13 protein-coding genes are annotated in these 15,130 nt (G+C 74.1%); 3 read left to right on the plus strand and 10 right to left on the minus strand.

What is annotated here, in order from left to right:
* The first annotated feature begins 121 nt into the window (after positions 1-121).
* Complete coding sequence (locus ACF07N_RS22390) at positions 122-1,075, plus strand: LLM class F420-dependent oxidoreductase (protein ID WP_383338744.1); 954 nt, start codon at positions 122-124, stop codon at positions 1,073-1,075.
* A 117-nt stretch (positions 1,076-1,192) separates the two neighbouring features.
* On the plus strand, positions 1,193-1,534 hold the full coding sequence (locus ACF07N_RS22395; RefSeq protein WP_392115876.1) for a hypothetical protein: 342 nt from the start codon (positions 1,193-1,195) through the stop codon (positions 1,532-1,534).
* A 444-nt stretch (positions 1,535-1,978) separates the two neighbouring features.
* Here ACF07N_RS22395 and ACF07N_RS22400 read toward each other — a convergent pair whose 3' ends face one another.
* Complete coding sequence (locus ACF07N_RS22400; protein ID WP_392115616.1) at positions 1,979-2,452, minus strand: phage holin family protein; 474 nt, start codon at positions 2,450-2,452, stop codon at positions 1,979-1,981.
* Positions 2,453-2,500: 48 nt separating this feature from the next.
* Here ACF07N_RS22400 and ACF07N_RS22405 point away from each other — a divergent pair, with 48 nt between their 5' ends.
* Positions 2,501-2,848, plus strand: a complete 348-nt coding sequence (locus ACF07N_RS22405; RefSeq protein ID WP_383321855.1) for a VOC family protein — start codon at positions 2,501-2,503, stop codon at positions 2,846-2,848.
* Positions 2,849-2,866: 18 nt separating this feature from the next.
* Here ACF07N_RS22405 and ACF07N_RS22410 read toward each other — a convergent pair whose 3' ends face one another.
* The 9 genes from ACF07N_RS22410 to ACF07N_RS22450 all read right to left on the minus strand — a co-directional run bounded on the left by ACF07N_RS22410 (position 2,867) and on the right by ACF07N_RS22450 (position 15,040).
* Entirely contained in the window at positions 2,867-3,427 is a 561-nt protein-coding gene (locus ACF07N_RS22410; RefSeq protein ID WP_392115619.1) for a GNAT family N-acetyltransferase, read from the minus strand.
* 31 nt (positions 3,428-3,458) lie between these two features.
* Complete coding sequence (locus ACF07N_RS22415; protein WP_392115622.1) at positions 3,459-5,264, minus strand: CocE/NonD family hydrolase; 1,806 nt, start codon at positions 5,262-5,264, stop codon at positions 3,459-3,461.
* A gap of 164 nt (positions 5,265-5,428) precedes the next feature.
* Positions 5,429-6,361, minus strand: a complete 933-nt coding sequence (locus tag ACF07N_RS22420) for an LD-carboxypeptidase (RefSeq protein ID WP_392115624.1) — start codon at positions 6,359-6,361, stop codon at positions 5,429-5,431.
* Positions 6,358-8,310 carry a prolyl oligopeptidase family serine peptidase gene (locus ACF07N_RS22425; RefSeq protein ID WP_392115627.1) on the minus strand — a complete coding sequence of 651 codons (1,953 nt, stop codon included), beginning with the start codon at positions 8,308-8,310 and terminating at the stop codon, positions 6,358-6,360. Before ACF07N_RS22425 ends, ACF07N_RS22420 begins: the two co-directional genes overlap by 4 nt.
* Before the next feature lie 16 nt (positions 8,311-8,326).
* The gene (locus ACF07N_RS22430; protein ID WP_392115630.1) at positions 8,327-9,640 is read right to left on the minus strand and encodes a M20/M25/M40 family metallo-hydrolase; all 1,314 of its coding nucleotides are present in this window, start codon (positions 9,638-9,640) and stop codon (positions 8,327-8,329) included.
* The gene (locus tag ACF07N_RS22435; RefSeq protein WP_392115632.1) at positions 9,633-10,466 is read right to left on the minus strand and encodes a M55 family metallopeptidase; all 834 of its coding nucleotides are present in this window, start codon (positions 10,464-10,466) and stop codon (positions 9,633-9,635) included. Before ACF07N_RS22435 ends, ACF07N_RS22430 begins: the two co-directional genes overlap by 8 nt.
* Before the next feature lie 74 nt (positions 10,467-10,540).
* Positions 10,541-11,638 carry an SGNH/GDSL hydrolase family protein gene (locus ACF07N_RS22440; RefSeq protein WP_392115634.1) on the minus strand — a complete coding sequence of 366 codons (1,098 nt, stop codon included), beginning with the start codon at positions 11,636-11,638 and terminating at the stop codon, positions 10,541-10,543.
* 114 nt (positions 11,639-11,752) lie between these two features.
* Entirely contained in the window at positions 11,753-12,478 is a 726-nt protein-coding gene (locus ACF07N_RS22445; RefSeq protein WP_383321879.1) for a class I SAM-dependent methyltransferase, read from the minus strand.
* A 123-nt stretch (positions 12,479-12,601) separates the two neighbouring features.
* On the minus strand, positions 12,602-15,040 hold the full coding sequence (locus ACF07N_RS22450; RefSeq protein WP_392115636.1) for a SpoIIE family protein phosphatase: 2,439 nt from the start codon (positions 15,038-15,040) through the stop codon (positions 12,602-12,604).
* Positions 15,041-15,130 lie beyond the last annotated feature (90 nt).

Raw genomic sequence — 15,130 nt, forward strand, 5'->3', positions numbered from 1 at the left:
TTCCGCGTCCCCCTGGCCGGGACACCCAAACGTCCGCCCGCCCGACGCCACCGGTTTCCGGCCGCCCGCCCGGGTACCCGGTGCGGGATACGGACCGCCGACGTCGCGGAGGCACTCCCCCATGCCCGAGTACGGATACTTCCTCTCCTGCGAGCAGTACGGACCCGCGGAGCTGATCGAGCAGGCGCGGATGGCCGAGCAGGCCGGTTTCCAGGCGCTGTGGATCTCCGACCACTACCACCCGTGGAACGACGAGCAGGGTCAGAGCCCGTTCGTGTGGTCGGTGATCGGCGCGCTGTCCGAGGCGGTGTCCCTGCCGATCGAGACGGCGGTGACCTGCCCGACCGTGCGCATGCACCCGGCGGTGGTGGCGCAGGCAGCCGCGACCAGCGCGGTGATGACGAACAACCGCTTCCGGCTCGGCGTGGGCTCCGGCGAGGCGCTCAACGAGCACATCCTGGGCGACCACTGGCCGCCGGCGCATGTCCGCCTCGACATGCTGGAGGAGGCGATCCAGGTGATGCGCCGCCTGTTCACGGGCGAGGAGGTCAACCACCACGGTCCGCACTACACGGTGGAGAACGCCCGCCTGTACACGGTCCCGGACGAGCCGATCCCGATCGACATCTCCGGCTTCGGCCCGGCGGCGACCGCGCTCGCCTCCCGCGTCGGCGACGGCTACATCACGGTCATGCCCGACGAGACGATGGTGGAGCAGTACCGCAAGGGCGGGGGCGGCGGAAAGCTGGTCAGCGGCGGCACCAAGGTCTGCTACGGCACCGACAAGGAGGAGGCCGTGCGCACCGTCCACCGGCTCTGGGCGAACGAGCAGCTGCCGGGCGAGCTGGCCCAGGTGCTGCCGTCGCCGAAGCACTTCGAGCAGGCGCAGCAGCTGGTCACCGAGGACATGGTGCGCGAGAACCGGGTGTGCGGCGACGACGTGGACGAGCACGTGGCGGAGCTGAAGCAGTTCGCGGACGCCGGCTTCGACCGGGTGTACGTCAACCAGATCGGCCCGGACATGCGGGGCTTCTTCGACTTCTACCGCACGAAGGTGCTGCCGCAGCTGCCGTGAGCGTCGTGAGCGCCTCGAACGCCATGAGCGGAAATGGGGAGGTGGCGCGGGACCGGGTCGCCTACAGTCGCCGGCATGTCTCTTCGTCTGCGTCTGCGAGCCGCCCTGCCGGAGGCGATCCGGTCCCGTGACAAGGCCGCGGTGAGCGCCCTGCGCTCGACCCTGGCCGCGCTGGACAACGCGGAGGCGGTCCCGCTGGGCGAGGATTCCCCGCGCGCGGGGGCCCTGGAGGCCTCGCCGGCCGGGGCCGGCGCCACCGAGGCGGCCCGGCGGGAACTGGACGAACACGAGGTGGTGCACCTGGTGCGTGCCGAGGCCGGCGAAAGGCTGGAGGCGGCGGCCCGGCTGACCACCCCGGCGCATGCCGACCGGGCCGCGCGGCTCCGGTCGGAGGCGGAGGTGCTGCTGCGCTTCCTCGACGCGAGCGAAGAGCCCCGGCCGGCCGGTGGGCGCGGCTGACGGCGGCGGCCACGGGCGGCGGCCGCGTGCAGCATCGCGGCGGCGACCGGGGCGGCGCCCTAAGCCGTGGTGCGGCAGATGCCGCTGAACGCCCCGCCCCAGGCCATCAACGGCACCGTCCGCGGGCAGCTCCCCTCAGGAGCGCGTCGGCTGCCGGCCGGTCCCATCGCGAGCCGCGACTGGAGACGGACCGCTCCCACCACGAGCGCGGTCGGCGGCCGGCCGATCCACACGCGCGCACCCAGCGACAGGCCACAGCCGTCGCGAGCACGATCAGCGGCTGGCCGCCGCCGACGCGAGCACAACTAGCGACAGGCCACAGCCGTCACGAGCACGACTGACGACGCGCCGCTTTCGCCTCGAGCGCAGTCAGGGGCCCGGGCGACCATGCGGCCACCGGGGCCCGACCGCCCGGGCCCGACGGTCCTGTCTCGCCACCCGGCGTCACGCCCGGTGGTGCGGGACGTCCGGGTCGTCGGCCGGACGCGGCGGCACGGTGCCGGGGGCGGTGCCGGCAGCGGGCCCGGCGAAACCGCCCGGGACGGGCGGGGCCGGCGGGACGGGCGGCACCGGCATGCCGCCGGCGGTCCGGTCCGCTCCCGCGTGGGCCGGGCCGCCGCCCGGCCGGGACGGCCTGGCCATGCCGCGCAGCACGAAGGCCAGGACACCCAGGATCACGGCGGTGATCAGCGCGGCGGCCCAGTCGGGCAGGCCGAGGGCGAGGGCCAGCCCCACGGCGAGCGCGAGGGCCGCGCCCGCGTACAGGGCGAGGGCACCGGACGCGGCGTACAGCGCGGCCTTGCGGCGCTGCTTGCGCGTCTGCTCGCGCAACTCGTCCCGTACGGTCTCGCGCGCCACCTGTGCCAGCTCGTCGACCAGGTGCTTGTCCAGATGCTCCAGGTGATCCAACGGCTTCATGCCCGGTCGGGTACCCTCGGCCCCCGGCCGGTAACTAGGCTCGTCCGCATGGAGATTCTGGGTGCCACACTGCGCGTCTGCGTCGACGACCTCGAGACGGCGATCCCCTTCTACGAGCGGCTGGCGGGCGGCAGAGCCCAGCGCTTCGAACGGGGCGGTGTCCAGGTGGCGGCGATCGGCTGCTTCCTGCTGATGAGCGGTCCGCCGGCCGAGCTGGAGCTGCTGCGCAAGGTCGCGGCGACGATCGCCGTGACGGATGTCGAGGAGACCCACAAGGTGCTGACCGAGCTGGGGGCCCACGTCGTCGCGGGCCCGATCGCCTCGCCCGCGGGCCGGAACCTCATCGCCCTGCATCCGGACGGCTCGGTGTACGAGTACGTGGACCGGCAGGCGTGATCCCGGCCGGGGCCCGGCTCAGTGCCGCCCCGGCCGCCGGACCATCTCGGCGGTGATCGCCCAGCGTTCGTGGTCGCGCCAGGCACCGTCGACGAAGAGCATCTTGGGCGAGAAGCCCTCCAGACGGAATCCGCAGCCGCGGGCCAGGGCGATCGACGCGGTGTTGCGGGGCTGCACGTTGATCTCCAGCCGGTGCAGCCGCAGAGGGCCGAACGCGTACCGGACGACGAGGTCCAGGCCTTCGCTCATCAGGCCGCGTCCGGCGGCGTGCGCGAAGGCGCCGTAGCCGAGGGCCCCGGACTGGAAGCCGCCCTCGACGATGTTGTTGATGTTGATGAACCCGGCGATGGCCCCGTCGTGCTTCTCGCAGACCAGGAAGCCGGCCCGGCCGGGGTCCTCGATCAGCCGGCCCGCGTAGGCGGTGTACGCCTGGGCCGTCAGGGGCGGGAACAGCCAGGGGTGGTGCAGGTCCTTGCTCTCCCGGGCCCGGGCGGTGAACTCGGCGCCGTCCTCCTGGGTGAAGGGGCGTATGCCCACGCGGGGGCCTTCGGCGAGGTAGCGGGATGCGTCGTGGGGCACCCCGCCACAGTAACCTCACGGGCGCCGTCGCTCAGTGCCGCGCCACCGGCAGCTGGAGCACGCCGGGGTGGCCCGGCCCGCTGACGACCGTCACGGGCTTGATCCCCCGGTTGCCGAAGTAGGCGTCGTCGCTCGCCGCGATCACGAACCGCAGCCGGTGCCCGGTCCCGTAGCGGTGGACGACGCCGGGCAGGGTGACCGTGAAGGGCTTGGTCACGTCCGGCACCCGGACGGGTGCGACCAGGCGGCGCACCAGGGTGCGGGTGCCGTCGGGGGCGACGTCGTAGACCTTGGCGAACAGGACGAGCTTGTCGGCCGCGTCGCCGGAGTGCTGGGTGCGCTCGGTCCGCGGGGAGACGACCCTGAGGGTGGCCCGGGGTGCGCCGACCACGTCCAGGGGCCGCTCCAGGGGGGCGCTGGTCCAGGCCAGGTGGGTGCCCTTGGTGTCGCGCGGCGGTGAGTCCGGCAGCCCGAGGAGCCCGGCCAGAGAGCTCTCGGAATGGCTCGTGGGGATCGCCCGGTTGGTGTACGTCCGGCGCCCCGGTGTCACCTGGTGGCGGTGGTCGACGAGCCTGCCGTCGCCCGACAGGTACAGGGTGCGGTTCGGGGCGGGGAGGCGGTCGGCGGTGGCGTAGACACGGTCCGGGTCCGTGATCCAGTCGCGGTAGTAGGCGAAGGCGGGCCCGGTGTCGGTGCTCGCCTGCTTGCGCAGGTGGCGGTCGAACCAGGCGAGGACGCGCCGGCCGACGTAGCTGGTCTCCAGGTTGCCCTTCGACAGGTCGAGCTCGGCGGCGGCCCCGGGGCCGGTGATGCCGCCGCTGTGCCCCCAGGACTGCCAGATCATCTTCACCGGGGTGCCCTGCGCCTTGAGCGTCCGGTAGGTCGCCGTCGCCTCGTTGAGGTTGAACAGGGTGTCGGCCTGCCCCTGCACCAGCAGGGTGGGCGCCGTGACGCGGTGCAGGTACGACACCGGCGACACGCGCCGCGCGAAGGCGAGCAGTTCGGCGGTGCGGTCGGCCGGGTAGCGGCCGGAGTTGAGGGTGTGGACGGTCCGGCAGGCCTCGGTGACGAAGTGCAGGCAGGCCAGGGAGTTGATCCGGGACGGGTCGAGGCTGGGCTGGAGCAGCGGCTGGCCCTCGCCGATGAGGTAGAAGCCGTTGGTCCACTGCCATTTGAAGGCGCCGGGGACGGCGGTGGCCCCGACGGCGTTGTTGGGGTCGAGGGAGTACGCCAGGTCGTGCCAGGTGATCATCGGCACGAGCGCGTCGAGACGGTGGTCGACGGCGGCCGCCGCCAGTTGCACGGCCCCGCCGTAGGAGCCGCCGATCATCCCCACCCGGGGGTCGCCGGGCGCGTCGCGCGTGACGAAGTCGGCGGTGGTGCCGTCGTCGGCGGCGCGCTTCCCGCCGAGGAAGTCGACGAGTTGCGAGGCCGCCGCGCCGTCGATGTCCGGGTCGTCGAGGGAGACGAGGCAGCCGCTGCGGCCGAAGCCGAGCCCGGAGTAGACGAGTGAGACGTAGCCGCGCTGGGCGAAGGCCTTGCCGATGGTGTCCGTCGAGCCGTCCGACTTGCTGCCGCCGAAGCCGTTCGTGCCCAGCACGGCGGGTGCCGGGTGGTCCCGGTCCACGCCGGCGGGCCGGTACAGGTCGGCGTCGACCGTGCAGGCGCGTCCGCCCGCCCGGACGGTGAACGTCAAGGGCTGGACGGTGAACGTCGAAGGGGTGACGGTGCCGGAGCCGGCCGCCGTCGCGGGCGGGGTGAGGACGAGCGGGGCGGCCAGGGCGGCGCCCAGAGCGAGAGCGAGGGGTGCGCGGAATCTGGGCGCGCGTCGGGACACACGGACCTCCACGTGTGGGGGCGGCAGGCGGGAAAGACCCGGACGACCCGGTGAACCTGGATACCGACCAGTAGGTACCGGTCGGTAGCCATGGTGTGACACGTGTCAGGGAGCGTCAATCACCGAAACGAGGGTTTCCTGACGGGCTCTCAGCAGCCGCCCGCTCAGCTCAGGGCCGGTTCGTCGAACGTCAACGTCCCCGCGTCGGCGTCGAGTTCGGCCATGACGCCGAGCGGCACGGTCAGCGCGCCGTCGCCGTGCCCGAAGCCGAACTCCTCCACGACCGGCACCCCGAGGCCGCCCAGCCGGTCGGCGAGGACCGCACGCACCTCCGCGTACGGACCGCAGGCCGCCCATGACCCGAGCAGGATCCCGGCGACCCCGTCCAGCCAGCCGGAGCGCAGCAGTTGGGTCAGGTACCGGTCCAGGCGGTAGGGGCTCTCGCCGACGTCCTCCACCAGCAGCAGCCCGCCCCGGGCTCCGGCGCGGGCGTGCGGCGTGCCGAGGTCGCTCGCGAGCAGGCTCAGGCAGCCGCCCAGCGTGACGCCCCTCGCCCGGCCCGGCACCAGGGGGGCACCGCCCGGGGGCACGGCCGTGAGAGTCCGTACGGACTCCGGCGCGAGAAGGGTGGCCCGCAAGCCCTCCTGGGCTCGGGCGTGCTTGAGGAAGTCGACGCCGGCCACCCCGGGCCCGTACAGCGTGACCAGACCCAGCCGGGTGGCGAAGGCCTGGTGCAGGACCGTGATGTCGCTGAACCCGGCGAACACCTTCGGGCCCGCCGCCCGCATCGCGTCCCAGTCGAGCAGGTCGACCATGCGCTGCGCGCCGTAGCCGCCCCGGGCGCACAGCACCGCGGAGACCGACGGGTCGCACCAGGCGTCCCGCAGATCGGCGGCCCGCTGCTCGTCCGTGCCGGACAGGTGGGCCAGCGTCCCGTGCCGGCCCAGCACGTGGGGCGCCACGACGGGGTCGAGGTCCCAGCCGCGCAGGACGTCGAGCCCGGCCTGCAGCCGCTCCTCGGGCACCGGGCCGCTCGGGGCGACGACGGCCACGCGGGCGCCGAGGGCGAGCCGGGGCGGCCGGACGAGCGGTTTCACTTGGTGAGCTCCAGGGTGGGGACGCCGAGCGGGTTCAGCCGGAACACCTGGGCGTACAGGGACAGTTCGGCCTCCAGGGCGCGCACCATGGTCTCCGCCCTGCGGAAGCCGTGCCCCTCCCCCTCGAAGGCGAGGTAGGCGTGCGGCACCTGCCGGCCCGCCAGCCGGGCCAGGAACCGCTCGCACTGGACGGGCGGGCAGATCACGTCGTCCAGGCCCTGCAGCAGCAGGAACGGCACGCGCAGACGGTCGGCGTGGGCGGCGGGCGAGCGCTCCGCGTACCGGGCGGGCACCTCGGCGAGCGGGCCGATCAGGCTCTCCAGGTACAGCGACTCGAAGTCGTGGGTCTCCCCCGTGCCCCAGCCGGCCAGGTCGAGGATGGGGTACTTGATGGTGCCGCAGGCGTAGACGTCGGTCGTGGTGAGCGAGGCGGCCGCGGTCCAGCCGCCCGCGCTGCCGCCCCGCACGGCGAGCCGGGCGCGGTCGGCGGTGCCCTCCTCGGCGAGGGCGAGGGCGACGGCGGCGCAGTCCTCGACGTCGACCACGCCCCACTGCTCGCGCAGCCGCTCGCGGTAGGCACGGCCGTAGCCGGTGGAGCCGCCGTAGTTGACCTCGGCGACGCCGATGCCGCGCGAGGTGAAGTAGGCGATCTCCAGGTCGAGCACGAGCGGGGCCCGGCCGGTGGGCCCGCCGTGCGCCCAGACGACGTACGGGGGCAGTTCGTCGCCGGGCGCGACGCAGGCCGGGTGGTGCGGCGGGTAGATGTGGGCGTGGATGTCGCGTCCGTCCGGGCCGGTGAAGGTGCGGATCTGCGGCTCGGGGTAGAAGGCGGGGTCCACGGCGTCGTCGTGCTCGGCGCCGACGACCCGGGCGTGGCCGGTGCGGGTGTCCAGTTCGACGACCTCGTAGGCGCTGCGCGGGCTGGCGCCCACGGCGACGACCCGTTCGCCGTGGGCCGCGAGGGTGGGCGCGAACTCGGTCCAGGGCCCGGCCGCGTCGACGACCTCGCCCGTCTCGGGGTCGAGGACGCCGAGGGCGGTGGCGCCCCGGCCGTGCACGACGGCGACGAGGCCGCTCGCCAGGGGCGTGAACCATCGCGACCCCAGCTTCCACAGCGCGTCGGCGAACTCCTCCTCGCGCGGGCACACCGGCTGCCCGTCGAGGTAGAGGTTCCACCAGCCGGTGCGGTCGCTCGCGTGCAGCAGGCGGTTGTCGTGCGTCCAGTCGGCCTGCGCGATGGCCTCCCCGGGCCCGCCGGCCACGGTGCGGGCGCCGCGCAGGGTGCCGTCCTCGCCGACGTCGGCGAGAACCAGTTCGGTGCCGTCCCAGGGCATGCGCGGGTGGTCCCAGGCGAGCCAGGCCGCCCGCCGCCCGTCGGGCGAGAGCCTCGGCCCGGTGAGGAACCGGTGCCGGTCGTCGGTGAGTTCGCGCACGGCGCTGCGGTCCTGGGCGGCGGATCCGTCCAGCGGCACGGCGGCCAGCACGCGGCGCACGTCGGTGGGCCCGTCGCCGGTGAACTCCTCCAGCACGCACCACACCTCGCCGTGCTCCGGCCTGAGCAGCGGCTCCGCCCACCGCAGGCCCCCGCCCACCGGGGACACGGGCGTGAGCGGGCTCGGTTCACCGCCCGGCCGGCAGCGGTAGAGCCGCTGGTCGGCGAAGTTCACGAACACCACCAGCGGGCCGTCCTCGCCCGGCAGGGCCGCCCAGGGGTGTCCGCCGTACTCGATGACACGGCTGCGCACGTTCCACGGTGCGGGCAGCAGCGGCTCCTCCCGGCCGTCGGGGTGCCGCCGCACCAGGGTGCGCCGGCCGCCCTCGGCGGGGCGCGGCTCGGTCCACCACACCTCGTCCCCGACGAAGCCCACGTACTCCGGGTGCCCGTCGTGCGCGGCGGCCAGGGCCGCGTCGATGGGCGAGGGCCACGCCCCGTACGCCAGCGTCCGCACCGTCTCCCCCACTCGGTCAGGCGGTCCGCAGGAACCGGTCGAGGACGCGGACGCCGAAGTGCAGCGCCTCGACCGGTACCCGTTCGTCGACGCCGTGGAACATGGCAGCGTAGTCGTAGCCGTCCGGCAGCCTCAGCGGGGTGAAGCCGTAGCCGGTGATGCCGAGGCGCGAGAACTGCTTGGCGTCCGTGCCGCCGGACATGGAGAACGGCACCACGTGCCCCTCCGGTGCGAACGCCTCGACGGCGGCCCGCATCCGCGCGAAGGTCGGCGCGTCCACCGGCGCCTCCAGGGCGACCTCGCGGTGGTGGAACTCCCATTCCACGTCCGGGCCGGTCAGCCGGTCGAGGGTGGCGCGGAACTCGTCCTCACCGCCGGGCAGGAACCGTCCGTCCACGTAGGCCACGGCCTCCCCGGGGATCACGTTGACCTTGTAACCGGCGTCGAGCATGGTCGGGTTGGCGCTGTTGCGGAGGGTGGGCTCGACGAGCCTGCCGGCCGGACCGAGCTTGTCCAGGAGGGCGTCGACGTCGGTGAGGTCGGTCTCGATGCCGTACAGGGCGGCGAGTTCGCGGAGGGCGGCGCGCACGGTCGGGGTCAGGCGCGGCGGCCACTCGTGCGCGCCGATCCGGGCGATCGCGCCGGCGAGGTGGGTGACGGCGTTGTCCCGGTTGACCTTGGAGCCGTGCCCGGCGCGTCCGCGCGCGGTGAGCTTCAGCCAGGCGGTGCCGCGTTCCCCGGCCGCGATCGGGTAGATCTGCCGTCCGCCGCCGTCGTGGAAGGTGAAGGCGCCCGACTCGCCGACCGCCTCGGTGCAGCCCTCGAAGAGCGCGGCGTGCTGGTCGGCGAGGAACCCGGCGCCGTCCGCGGCGCTGGCCTCCTCGTCGGCGGTGAACGCGACGACGACGTCCCGCCGGGGCCGCACGCCCCGGCGGGCCCAGGAGCGCACGACGGCCAGGATCATCGCGTCCATGTTCTTCATGTCGACGGCGCCGCGCCCCCAGACCACACCGTCGCGGATCTCCCCGGAGAACGGGTGCACGCTCCAGTCGGCGGCCGCGGCGGGCACGACGTCGAGGTGGCCGTGGAGGAGCAGCGCCCCGGCGGAGGGGTCGGTGCCCTCGATGCGCGCGACGACGTTGGTGCGCCCCTCGGTGCGCTCCAGCAGCGCCGGTTCGATCCCGGCGTCGGCGAGCCGCGCGGCGGCGTACTCGGCGGCGGGCCGCTCCCGGCAGTCGCCGCCGCCCCGGTTGGTGGTGTCGATGCGGATCAGGTCGGACGTGTACGTCACGACCTCGTCCAGCGCCTGCGCGTCCACCTGCTCAGCCATACTGCTCCTCCACCGCGGCCGCGACGATCGTGGTGACCGCCTTGAAGGTGCGGATGCCCTCGTACATGGTCCCGCTCGTGTACGCCACCTTGCGTTCCCCGGTCCGTTCGACACCGGGCACGACGGTGGCGGCCATCGCCAGGTGCGCGGCGTCGAACTCGACGGCGATCGTGAACGGCCCCGCCTCGACCGCCTCGTGGCGCACCGCCAGCGCGGCGGCCTCCTTGGCCGCCGCCCGGATGTCGGCCGCGGTGCGGGCGGGCGTGCGGCACACGGCGGCGTACCGGGAGACGTGGTCCTTCACGGCGACCTTCAGCGCTTCGGGCGCGTACCCGAGCGCGTCCTCACAGGCCACGTCGTCGCCGGTGACCAGCACGACCGGCACCCCGAACTCGGCGGCCACCCGGGCGTTCAGCAGCCCCTCACTCGCCCGCACGTCGTTCAGCCACACGCCGGTGATGGAGTTGGCCAGGTAGGTGTGGGCCAGCACGCCCTCCATGCCGGCGCCCGCGTGGTAGCCGACGAACGCGACGCCGTCGACGTCGCCGTACTGCACGCCCTCCACCATGGACAGCGCCTTGTGCCGCCCGGTCAGCATCTGGGCCCGCTCGTCCAGCTGTTCCAGCAGCAGATTGCGCATGGTCGCGTGCGCCTCGTTGATGAGCACCTCGTCGGCGCCGCCGTCCAGGAAGCCGAGCACGGCGGCGTTGACGTCGGAGGTGAACAGCGCCCGGCAGCGCTCCCACTGCGAGGCGCCGGGCAGGACGTCGTCCGGCCAGGTGACACCGGTGGCGCCTTCCATGTCGGCGCTGACGAGGATTCTCATGACGAGCCGTCCGAGGTGGAGATCTTCATGGTTCGTCACGTTACGCGCTGCGGGCCGAACCGGCTACGACGTCGTCACCAGCGGATCGGCAGGCCGGCGAGGTGGGCGGTGAGCCGGTCGGCGAGGAGGCGGTGGTCGCGGGCCGAGTAGTGCCAGTGGCAGCCCGCCAGGTCCAGGCCGGTGTCGTCCAGGCGCCAGAAGCGCACCCGGGTGTCGCCGCTGGTGTTGTGCTCCCGGACGACCTGCTCGACGTGTCCGGCGAACGGTCCGGCGCCGACGGCCAGGAGGATGGCGTCCGGGCCGTGGCGGGTGCGCAGCTTGCGCAGGAAGCCGCTGTAGGCGTCGCGGTAGGCGGCGGCCAGGCTCTGGTCCGTCCAGGGCTCGCCGGGGTTGACGGGCGTCGAGAAGTCGTTGGTGCCGAGGTGGATCACGACGAGTCCGGGGCGCCAGGTGTCCGGGGCGTGCCAGACGTCGCCGGGCACGTTCAGCAGCGCGCGGTCGTAGAAGCTGCGGTAGGTCACCTCGGGCGAGCCGCCGTTGTAGTTGCGCACCATGCCCAGGCCCGAGTACGCGTTGAGCTGGTAGTCGGCCCGCAGTCTGCGGGCGGTCAGGGCGCCGTAGGCGACGTCGGCGTGGGTGGTGCGCGCGACCTGCTCGCCGGTGCAGTCCCGGGAGCCGGAGAGGTTGCCGTAGCCGGCCGTGAGGGAGTCGCCGACGAACTCGATCCGGCGGCTGCGCGCGGCGGGCCGGGCCAGGACGGCGCCGCCCGGCGCGGCGACGAACCCGCCGAAGGAACTGGTGCTCCACGGCGTGTCGTTGCGCTTGACGAGCCGCACGCTGTGCACGCCGTCGCGCAGCCCTCCGACCCAGTGGGTGGTGCGGCCCGGTGTGACGAGTGTGGCGACGGTCTTCCCGTCGACCTGGACGTCGTAGTCGGCGGCCGGGTCGTCGAGCACGACGCCCACGCCGGTGCCCCGGATCCGGCCCTCGAAGTACACGCCGGGCCAGCTGTAGCGGAGCACGTCCCCCGCGTCCTGGACCCGCCCGGCGGTGTGCACGGTCGCCGACACCCCTCTGCCGTCCGGCGCGGCGGCGGTGGCCGGGGTGGAGGTGCCGAGCAGCACCACCGAGGCCGCCGAGGCGAGCAGCATCCGTAACCAGGGCAACGACATGGCTGTCCTCCGCAGGACGGGACGGGTGAGGGACGAACGGCACGCACGGTGACGGTACACCGACAAAATGCAAGGTCACCAGGGTGCGCCCCCCGGGGGCCCGCCCGGCCGTCCTCAGCCGGTGCGCCCCACCACCAGCCACTGGGACGGCAGCTCGATCCGCGTGCCGTCCGGGCGGTACTCCGTGGTGGCCAGGGGCAGTTCGCCGCTCGCGAGGACGGTGAGCCCCGCCGAGCGCAGATACGCGGGCACGGCCTCGTCGGCGACCTCGCCGGGCGCGATGCCGTGCCGGAAGACCGGCGCCAGTTTGGGCGGCGGGCCGTCCGGACCGCTCGCCAGCCCCCGGAGCACCGCCTTGGCGGCGCCGGAGAGTTCCACGAGGAAGGCCCGGCCGCGGTCGCCTGCCAGGGTGGCGATCCCGTCGGCGAGCGCCTGCCGGTCGTCCGGCTCGCACTGGTGCAGGACGCCCCGCACGTAGACGTTGGCGTCCCCGAGCTCCGCGTGCAGGGCCTGCACCTCGCCCTTCCCGGCGGCGTCGAGCTGCCGGTACGTCGCCTGCCCGGCCGGGTCGGCCCGGCGGGCGTGCTCCAGGGCGGCGGCGGACAGGTCGGCTCCCACGACCCGCGGGAAGCGGCCGGCGAGGTAGCGGGTCTGCGTGCCGTTGCCGCAGCCGAGATCCACCAGCGGCAGCGCCGGATCGGCCAGGTGCGGTTCGAACAGGGCCAGGTGCCGGCCCGCGGTCAGGGCCGGTTCCGCGTCCCAGAGCACCGCCCCCGGCGCGTCGGACGCCTCACGCCAGAACCCTTCCCAGGACTCCCGGTACCGACTCGTCACGCTCATGCCCACTCCCCTGGGTGCGAACCGATCCCGCCCTCAGCGACGGACTCGTACGGTGTATCGCGCCCGGGTCACGGCCACAAGAAGGCGGCGCGTTCCTTCACCTCGCGTTCGGCACCGGGCTGTTCAGCGGCGCGGCAGGGTCAGCTCGAACCAGACGGTCTTGCCCGTCCCGGTGCGGCTGGTCCCCCACTCCCGGGCCAGCGTGCTGACCACGCGGAGACCGCGCCCCCGGTCGTCCAGGGGGCGCGCGCTCAGCAGCGTCGGCAGCTCGTGGTCGTCGTCCTCCACCTCGCACAGCAGGGTGTCGCCGCGCACCAGGCGCAGGGCGACCGGGCGGGCGTGGGAGTGCCGTACGGCGTTGGTGACGAGTTCGCTGACCAGGAGTTCGGCGGGCGCGGCCAGTCCGGCCAGTCCCCAGTCGTGCAGTTGCTCGCGGACCACCGCGCGGGCGCGACCGGCCTCGGCCGGGTCCAGGGCCAGGCGCCATTCGGCCACGTCGTCCGGTGCGATGCCGTTGAGCCGGGCCATCAGCAGGGCCACGTCGTCCTTGCGGCCGCCGCGGGTGTTGAGGGAGCGGATGATCGTGTCGCAGGCGTCGTCCATGGAGGCGGCCGGGTGGGCGGCGGACTCGCACAGCGTCGCCAGGCCCACGCCGATGTCCTCGCCGCGCACCTCCACCAGCCCGTCGGTGCACATCACCAGCCGGTCGCCGGGCTCGACCCGCACCCGGACCGCCTCGAAGGGCACGCCGCCGACCCCGATGGGCGCCCCCGTGGGCAGGTCGAGCAGCTCGCTGCGGCCGTCCCCGGCGCGCACCAGGACGGGCGGGATGTGCCCGGCGTTGGCCAGGTGCAGCTCGCTCGCGATCGGGTCGTAGACCGCGTACAGGCAGGTGGCGAGGTAGGTGTCGCCGAGGCGCTGGGCGAGGTCGTCGAGGTTGCGCAGCAACTGGGCGGGCGGCAGGTCGAGTCCGGCCATCGTCTGCACGGCCGTGCGCAACTGGCCCATCATCGCTGCCGAGTTCAGCCCGTGTCCCATGACGTCGCCGACGACGAACGCCGTGCGCCCGCCGTGCAGTTTCACCGCGTCGAACCAGTCGCCTCCGACCCTGCCCAGCAGGGTGCCCGGCAGATAGCGGGTGGCGATGTCGCAGCCCGCCATGCGGGGCGGGATGTGCGGCAGCATGCTGTCCTGGAGCGTCTCGGCGACGTTCTCCTGGAACGTGTACATGCGCGCGTTGTCCAGCACCAGGCCCGCCCGGGCGGCGAGTTCGGCGCCGGTGACCCGGTCCATGTCGTTGAAGACGGGCCGCTCGGGGTGGCGCAGCAGGATCATGAACCCGAGGACGACGTCGCGCGCCTTCAGCGGCACCACCAGCATCGAACGGCCGGTGATGAGCGGCCGGATGTCGCGCTTCTCGAACTGCGCGGCGATGGCGTGGCCCATCTCCTCGCTGATGCGCGGCACCAGCACGGGCTCGCCGCTGGTCATGCACTGGAAGAACGGCGTGTGCGCCGGGAACGGCATGGCCTCGCCGACCGGCACGACATCGTCCCAGCGGCCGGGTTCGTCGGTGTGCTCGACGGCGACCCGGTGCCACAGGGTCGTCGTGTCGGGCACGCCCTCGGGGAACCCCTCGCCGGCGACGACCTGTTCGCGCAGATAGGTACCGGCGACGTCCGTGAAACGGGGTACGACGGCCCTGCTGACCTCGACGATCGTGCGGGACAGGTCCAGGGAGGTGCCGATCCGGCCGCTGACCTCGTTGAGGAACTCCAGACGCTCGCGGACGGCGGCGTACTCCAGGTCCTCGGCGTCCTCGCCCAGCTCCTGCGGCACGGGCTCGCCGGCCGCCCGGGCCCGGGCGGCCCGCTCCCGGCGCGCCTTGCGCTCCGCGCGCCGCGCCACACCCCAGTCGGGGGTCACGGGCACCCGTTCGTTCTGGCTGAACTCCAGGACTGGGTAGCCGAGTTCCAGGATCTGCCCGACGATGCGGGCGCTCTCGCCCACACTCATGCTGGGCAGGATCTCGGGCAGCCGGCGGGCGAGGTCCTCGGCGCCGGGGAAGTCGGTGTGCAGCGCGAAGCCGGGAGCGATCCGCTCGATCGTCCCGTCGCCGGGGCGCAACCCGTCCGCGTCGGCGGCGAGCACGAGCAGCCGTTCGGGCCCGGGGCCGACCAGCGGGTAGGCCCACCACAGGACGTCGGCCCGTTCCCGGCCGGGCACGGCGAGGCGGGCACGGCCCGCCGCGGGGTAGGAGAGCCCGCCGTCCAGGGAGGATTCGAGGTCGGGGCCGAGGCCGTCGTCGGCGTGCGGGGCCGCGTCCCGGTCCCCGGCGAGGGCGCCGGAGACGGGCAGCAGATCCAGGGCCGTACGGCCGATGGCCTCTTCCTTGGGGACGCCGAACAGCCGGCGTGCGCCCCGGCTCCAGTGCGACACGAGCCCGTCGCGGTCGACGACGACCACCGCCAGGGGGACGCGCCCGGGCTCGGCGGGCTCCCCCGTCGCGTCCTGCCCTGCCTCCGGGCGGGGAGGTGTCTCCCTCTCGCTGCCACGGTCCATGGCCCAGGCCCTCTCTCCCCACGGATCCGCAAGATCTGTGCCGGCGTCACCACCGTACGGCGACCGCCACGCGCGATGTGAGGCAATGGG

This window comes from Streptomyces sp. NPDC015242, assembly GCF_043079125.1.
Taxonomy (GTDB): Bacteria; Actinomycetota; Actinomycetes; order Streptomycetales; family Streptomycetaceae; genus Streptomyces.

Bases quoted from the DNA above. Each gene is read 5' to 3' on its own strand.
- ACF07N_RS22390 (WP_383338744.1), top strand. From the start codon at position 122: ATGCCCGAGTACGGATACTTCCTCTCCTGCGAGCAGTACGGACCCGCG.
- ACF07N_RS22400 (WP_392115616.1), bottom strand. From the start codon at position 2,452: ATGAAGCCGTTGGATCACCTGGAGCATCTGGACAAGCACCTGGTCGAC.
- ACF07N_RS22405 (WP_383321855.1), top strand. From the start codon at position 2,501: ATGGAGATTCTGGGTGCCACACTGCGCGTCTGCGTCGACGACCTCGAG.
- ACF07N_RS22430 (WP_392115630.1), bottom strand. From the start codon at position 9,640: ATGGCTGAGCAGGTGGACGCGCAGGCGCTGGACGAGGTCGTGACGTAC.
- ACF07N_RS22435 (WP_392115632.1), bottom strand. From the start codon at position 10,466: ATGAGAATCCTCGTCAGCGCCGACATGGAAGGCGCCACCGGTGTCACC.
- ACF07N_RS22440 (WP_392115634.1), bottom strand. From the start codon at position 11,638: ATGTCGTTGCCCTGGTTACGGATGCTGCTCGCCTCGGCGGCCTCGGTG.
- ACF07N_RS22445 (WP_383321879.1), bottom strand. From the start codon at position 12,478: ATGAGCGTGACGAGTCGGTACCGGGAGTCCTGGGAAGGGTTCTGGCGT.
- ACF07N_RS22450 (WP_392115636.1), bottom strand. From the start codon at position 15,040: ATGGACCGTGGCAGCGAGAGGGAGACACCTCCCCGCCCGGAGGCAGGG.